At 65.6% G+C, this 5,356-nt stretch carries 3 protein-coding genes; all 3 read right to left on the bottom strand.

The annotated features are described in order from the left end of the window. A partial coding sequence (locus WEA77_RS04790; RefSeq protein WP_368066724.1) for a UvrD-helicase domain-containing protein occupies positions 1-1,452 on the bottom strand: 1,452 nt, incomplete at its 3' end. Then, entirely contained in the window at positions 1,445-4,507 is a 3,063-nt protein-coding gene (gene addB, locus WEA77_RS04785) for a double-strand break repair protein AddB (protein ID WP_368066723.1), read from the bottom strand. The genes addB and WEA77_RS04790, both read right to left, overlap by 8 nt. Continuing rightward, positions 4,497-5,222, bottom strand: coding sequence for a nucleotidyltransferase family protein (locus WEA77_RS04780; protein WP_368066722.1), 726 nt, complete (start codon positions 5,220-5,222; stop codon positions 4,497-4,499). Before WEA77_RS04780 ends, addB begins: the two co-directional genes overlap by 11 nt. Positions 5,223-5,356: the final 134 nt, after the last annotated feature.

Genomic DNA, 5,356 nt, shown 5'->3' with positions numbered 1-5,356 from the left:
CGTTAGCGCCTGTGTCTCCTTCAGGAAGCGCGCCGGATCAGCCCCCTGAAAGGAGTAGATTGACTGTTTCTCATCGCCTACCATGAAGATCGTGCGCGGATCGCGCAGCCGTTCAATCCCCTGCCCGGCCGTGAACTCCTGCGTCAGCGCCCGGATGAGTTCCCACTGCGCCGGGCTCGTATCCTGTGCTTCGTCGAGCAGTACATGGCTCAGCCCGCCGTCCAGTTTGTAAAGTACCCAGCTTGCAAGACCTTCCGAAGCCAGCATGTCCCGCGTGCGCTCGATCAGGTCATCAAAGTCAAGCGCGCCGCGCCTGGTCTTCTCGGCTGCATAGTCCGCCAGCGCCGGGAGCCCGAGTTCCATGAGCGCCTTCGTGCGGGCAAAGGACTTAGCGCGCTTCAGATCATCCAGCAGTGCAAGGATACGCTGCGTTTCGGTGCCGCTACTGTCACCGATAGCGAACAACTCAGCGACCAGCGGCGCAGCATCGGCCACGCCCTTCGTATAGGGTCCCTTCTTGCGAACCTCGCCAGCTGAAGTCAGGAAAACAGACGTATAGAGATCAAACCTTTCCCGTGCCGCGCTCACCGACAGAACTTCGCGTAGCAGGTCCGCCGTCTTGCCATCGGTCACCTTGCCGCCGTCAAGCGCCGCAATTGCGAACCGGATGCCTGCAACCGGAAAATCCGGCCCCATCGCGCGCTCGATCAGCTCATCCGGCGTAGCTTCGGGAGGTCTGATGACCGCGCGCAGCGCTTGCTCCATCGCCGGCCAGTGATCTCCATGCAACCCGGCAAACGCGCGCAGCGACCGGCCCGCACTTTTAAGCGCATCGAGCGCGCTCATGGCGCCGTCCCGGCCCGCTTCGCGCGCCAGAAGCGCCAGACTTACCGGCGACGTTTCCGCCGCCCTCAGGATGGCCGTGCGCTTCGCGGTCTGCCAGATTTCGCGCGCCTCATCCTCTTCCAACTCGGTGAACCCGGGCATCACACCCGCTTCCAGCGGAAAACGCCGCAATATCCGTGCACAGAAGGCATGGATGGTTTCGATCCTCAGTCCGCCCGGCGTCTCGAGAGCGCGGGCGAAGAGGGCCCGCGCTGCCTTCAGCTGGTCGAGCGCATAGTTCTCCGGCAAAGCTTCTTCGAGCCGCGCCAGTGCCTGCCTCAGCGGATCGTCCTCCATCACCGCCCAGCGCCCGAGCGTTTCGAACAGCCGCGTCAGCATCTCGCTCGCCGCAGCGCGCGTATAGGTAATGCAGAGGATCGAATCCGGATTTGCGCCCGGCCGTCCATCGGGCCGTCGCAGCAGCAGGCGCGCAACCCGGTCGATCAGTACTTTCGTCTTGCCGCTGCCCGCATTGGCAGTTGCGTAGGCGGAACGGTTCGGATTCGCGGCCAGCGCCTGCGCGGCGGTGGCCGCTTCCAGCGCGGCGGCGTGGGCTGCATCAGTCACTGCCGCCCTCCCCGTCCGATGTGTCACTCGTCCACTCCGCCCGGCGCGCGAGCAGGTTGAACCCGTAATCATACTTCACGAACTGCACACGCGGCGCCGATGCGTATACGGCGTCCGGCGCCCTGTAGGCAGAAATCAGGCGCTGCGTGCCCTCTTCCGCGCGCTCTGCCATCTTTTGCGGCGTCAACTCACCGTCCTTGCCCGGACCAATCGTGCGCGCGCCAAATTTTCCGCGCAGCTCGACATATTCCAGCGCCGCCACCGGCGCCGACCGCACGCCCTCAAAGCCGCCCTTCATCGCGATCAGCGCCTGCAACGGCATCTGCTGGTCAAACCCGCTGCGGACCATCTTGTCCGAAGGCGCGCTGCCGGTCTTGAAATCCACGATCGTGATCTCGCCTGTCGCGCCGATCTCGATGCGGTCCGCCTGCGCCGAAAGCACAAAGTCCTCCCCCGCAATCTTGTAAGTCAGCTCGCCGCTGACTTCGAGCTTCTTGCCGCCAGAAATGTCGCGCCCCGTGCGCCAGTCTACGAACCACGCCGCTACATCTTCCCAGATAGGTTTGCGGCTCAGCCAGTCGGCGTCTGTCTCGCCTGCCTTTCGCAATTCCTCACCGAAAAGATGCACGAGATTCGCGGCAGACTTCTCCGCGCCCGCCTCGTCAAACAGCTCGACGGCCCGGTGCACGGCCGTGCCCTTCAGGTTCGGCTGCATCGGCCCGTTCATCGGATCGAGCACGCGTAGCCCTAAAACGGATTCGGCCCATATCGAGTAAGGGTCGCGCTGCAACCGGTCGACCCGTGTCACCGACAACCGCTTCGGCCAGGCTGGCGGGCGCCGCGTCGGTCGCGGCTCGGCATTGAAACCCGCGTCCAGCGTTCCGAGCCCGGCTGACTGAACCTGTCGCACCCAGTCCGCAAGCGCGCCGTGCTCTCCGGCAAGTATCCCCGGCGCCGCGTCAAACAGCGCGCCTTTTGCCAGCGTCCGCAACCGCCATACCCAGCGCGAGGCAACCGCCGGTGCATCCTCCCGCCGCGCCGAATACAGCATCACCACGCGCGGCGCACACGCAAGTTGCGCAAAGTCATGCGCCGAAAGGCCGAGACGTTCGTCCGGGTCCGTCAATCCGAGCGGCGACCGGAACCGGCGCGGCAGGAATGCATCCGGCGGCGTCTTCTCCGGCCAGACGCCCTCATTCAGCCCCGCCAGCACGACAAGGTCAGCCGACTGCAGGCGCGCTTCCAGCGGTCCCCATATGCTCAGCCGCGAATGCTCCGCTTCCCCCATGCTCACCGTCAGGGTCGCGCACTCGGTCTCGACCAGTTCGGCAATATCGCGCGGCGCGACCTTGCCGAGAAACTCGCCCATCTCGCGGATGCTTTCCAGCAGCTTGGACGCGCCAGCGCCGTCTTCCCCGGCCCAAGGCAGCGGCGTCTCGCTGATCGCACCCGCCAGCGCGGCAATCCGCTGCGCGCCCTCGGCAACGCCGATATCAGGCGCCGCCGAAAAATCCGCGCCGGCCTCTGCAATCAGAACAGCCAGTTCACGGATGAGCCCCGCTGCCTGCGCCGCATCTTCCTTCGTGAAGGCGGGAACGCGTTCCTCGCCGAACTTCTCTTCAATCCGGAGCGCCAGTTCCTCAAGCGTCCGCCAGCGCCGGGCCCCGCGCAGGAAATGCAGGTCCAGAAGACCTCCCATGTCCCGGTTGCGCACAAAGGCATGTTTCAGCACCGCCGACAGGGTCACCGGATCTGCCGGATCAACGGCCCACCGGGCGCAAAGCGAGATCAGACTTCCCGCCGGCGTGCGACCCAGCGGCCGTCCCGCTGAGGGCGGTACCGAGATGCCCCATCGTTCCAGCAACGCGCCGACGCGCCGCGCGAGCCCGGCATCCGGCGTCACCAGTGCGCCTGTCGCACCCGGCTCCTGCAACACGCCGCGCAGCAGTAAGGCAGCCGCTTCGGCTTCAGACGGCTCGTTCGGCAGTTCAATCACCGAGAGCCCGGTCAGCGCATCACGCGCAAACCCGGCCGGCGTGGTGAGCCCGCTCGCGGCAAGTTCCTCAAGCGTCTCGCGCCAGTCCGCCGTGTCGTCGGCCGGCGCCAGCGCTTCATAGACAAGGCGCCGCCGGGCGGGCGAGCGCGGCGCGCCGTCTGAGGCTGGCCACTCCGCCACATCACCGAGCGCAATCCCCAGCGCCCTCAGTGTACGTACAAGCGCAAACTGCGGATGGCTCGGCGCGCCGGCAACGGCCTGCAGCGTCCTGTCATTAAGATCCGTATCAAGACCTGGAAACACCACGAGCCCGAGCGGCAGATCCAGCGCCGCTTTCATCAGCGTGCGCCCGGAAGTCGTCGCCCCGGTTGAGCCTGCAATGACCACCGGCGATGACGGCGGACTGACGGCCCAGGCCGCAACCAGCGCGTCCGCCGCGCGCTGGCGCTCTTGGTACGGATCGCCGACATTGCTCTCACGCAGCCAGGCCGGCCACATCGCTGTGATGATCGACAGGAACGAGGTTGAGTTCGCCCAGTGCACGGCAAGATCTGCGTTCTCGACCAGCGTTTCCAGTTCGCTCCACTCGACCGGCTTTTCGCCAAGCGTTGCCTGCTCCAGAAGCCGCGAAAGTTCGCGCGCCGCTGACAATGCGGACGCGGGCGGCAGTGTTCGGCCATACTCGCTCGCATAGAAACGCGCCGTCAGCTGCGCCAGAACCCCGAGGCGCGCTGCAGGCGACAAGACCGGCGGCAGCGCGGCAATCGCCGCTTCGGCCACGGGCGGCGGCTCTCCGGATTCGAGGTCACCCAGCGTCCGGATATCCGGCGGCAAGAGTGTGCCGGTGGCGCCCTGCGCATCAAACAATGCAAGCGTCAGCGCGCGCGCCGACCTGCGGTTCGGGACATAGATGATCGCATCAGCCAGCGCGTCGGGCTTGTTCCTGAGATCAAAGGTTTTAGCGAGAACCCGCGCCAGCGAGCCGAGAAAGTCCGTGCCGGGAGGAATGGTCCAGACCTTCTGGGCGCCAGCGCCGAAAGGCCGGGCGTCAGCCCCCATGGCAGGCAATCCACATCTCGGCGTCCGCCAGCGCATTCGGGTCGCCCACATGCAGCCAGAACCGGTCCAGCTTCTGCCCCGCCAGACGTCCCTTCGGAATGAGTTCATCCCATATTCTCAGCGCGGAAAAGCGTTCCACAGCCATGCCGTCATAAAGCTGAGGCCGCATGATCCGTACGCCGGCATAGGCCCAGGGCGCTGATGCCGTATGGCCGCGCCGTATGAGACGGTCCCCGCCCTGGAGAAAAAAGTCGCCGGCGCCGTCAAAGCCCAGCGCCTGCCCCGTATCGGCGATCAGCAATCGCTCATCCTCCGCCGCCGGATCAAATGCCCTGGCTAGCGCAAGGAAAGGCTCCGGGGACTCGGGCGCCCAGAAGGCATCGGTGTTCAGCACATAGATTGGATCATCGCCTAAAAGGCCGCGCGCTTTTGCTATCGCCCCGCCGGTCTCCAGCACATCGCCGCGCTCGTCCGAGAGGACAACATTCACGTCTGTCCGCGCCAGAACATGCGCATCGATCTGATCGGCAAGGTAATGCGAGTTGACCACGATACGCTTCACGCCCGCTGCAACCAGGGGATCGAGCAACCGGTCTATCAGCGCCTTGCCGCGCACTTTCAGCAGCGGCTTCGGCGTCGTATCGGTCAGCGGCCGCATTCGCGTGCCCAGGCCAGCAGCAAGCACCATCGCAGTATGCGGCACCGTAACGCTCATGTGCGCACCTCGAAGACAAACGGTGTCGTCTCACGCACGAACGCCGCCATGCCCGCCAGCGAGGGGTGCGAAAGATTGCGCGCCAGCAGTTGCAGCTGGCGTGGCTGGAAGTCGCAGTATCGCGGCTTGCCGTC

It is taken from the genome of Hyphomonas sp. (genome assembly GCF_040882205.1).
Taxonomy (GTDB): domain Bacteria; phylum Pseudomonadota; class Alphaproteobacteria; order Caulobacterales; family Hyphomonadaceae; genus Hyphomonas.
The sequence above is the reverse complement of the archived record's forward strand: the minus strand, read 5'-3'. Positions and strand labels throughout refer to the sequence as shown.

Coding starts and splice junctions, on each gene's coding strand:
- addB (WP_368066723.1), bottom strand. CDS start 4,507: ATGGGGGCTGACGCCCGGCCTTTCGGCGCTGGCGCCCAGAAGGTCTGG.
- WEA77_RS04780 (WP_368066722.1), bottom strand. CDS start 5,222: ATGAGCGTTACGGTGCCGCATACTGCGATGGTGCTTGCTGCTGGCCTG.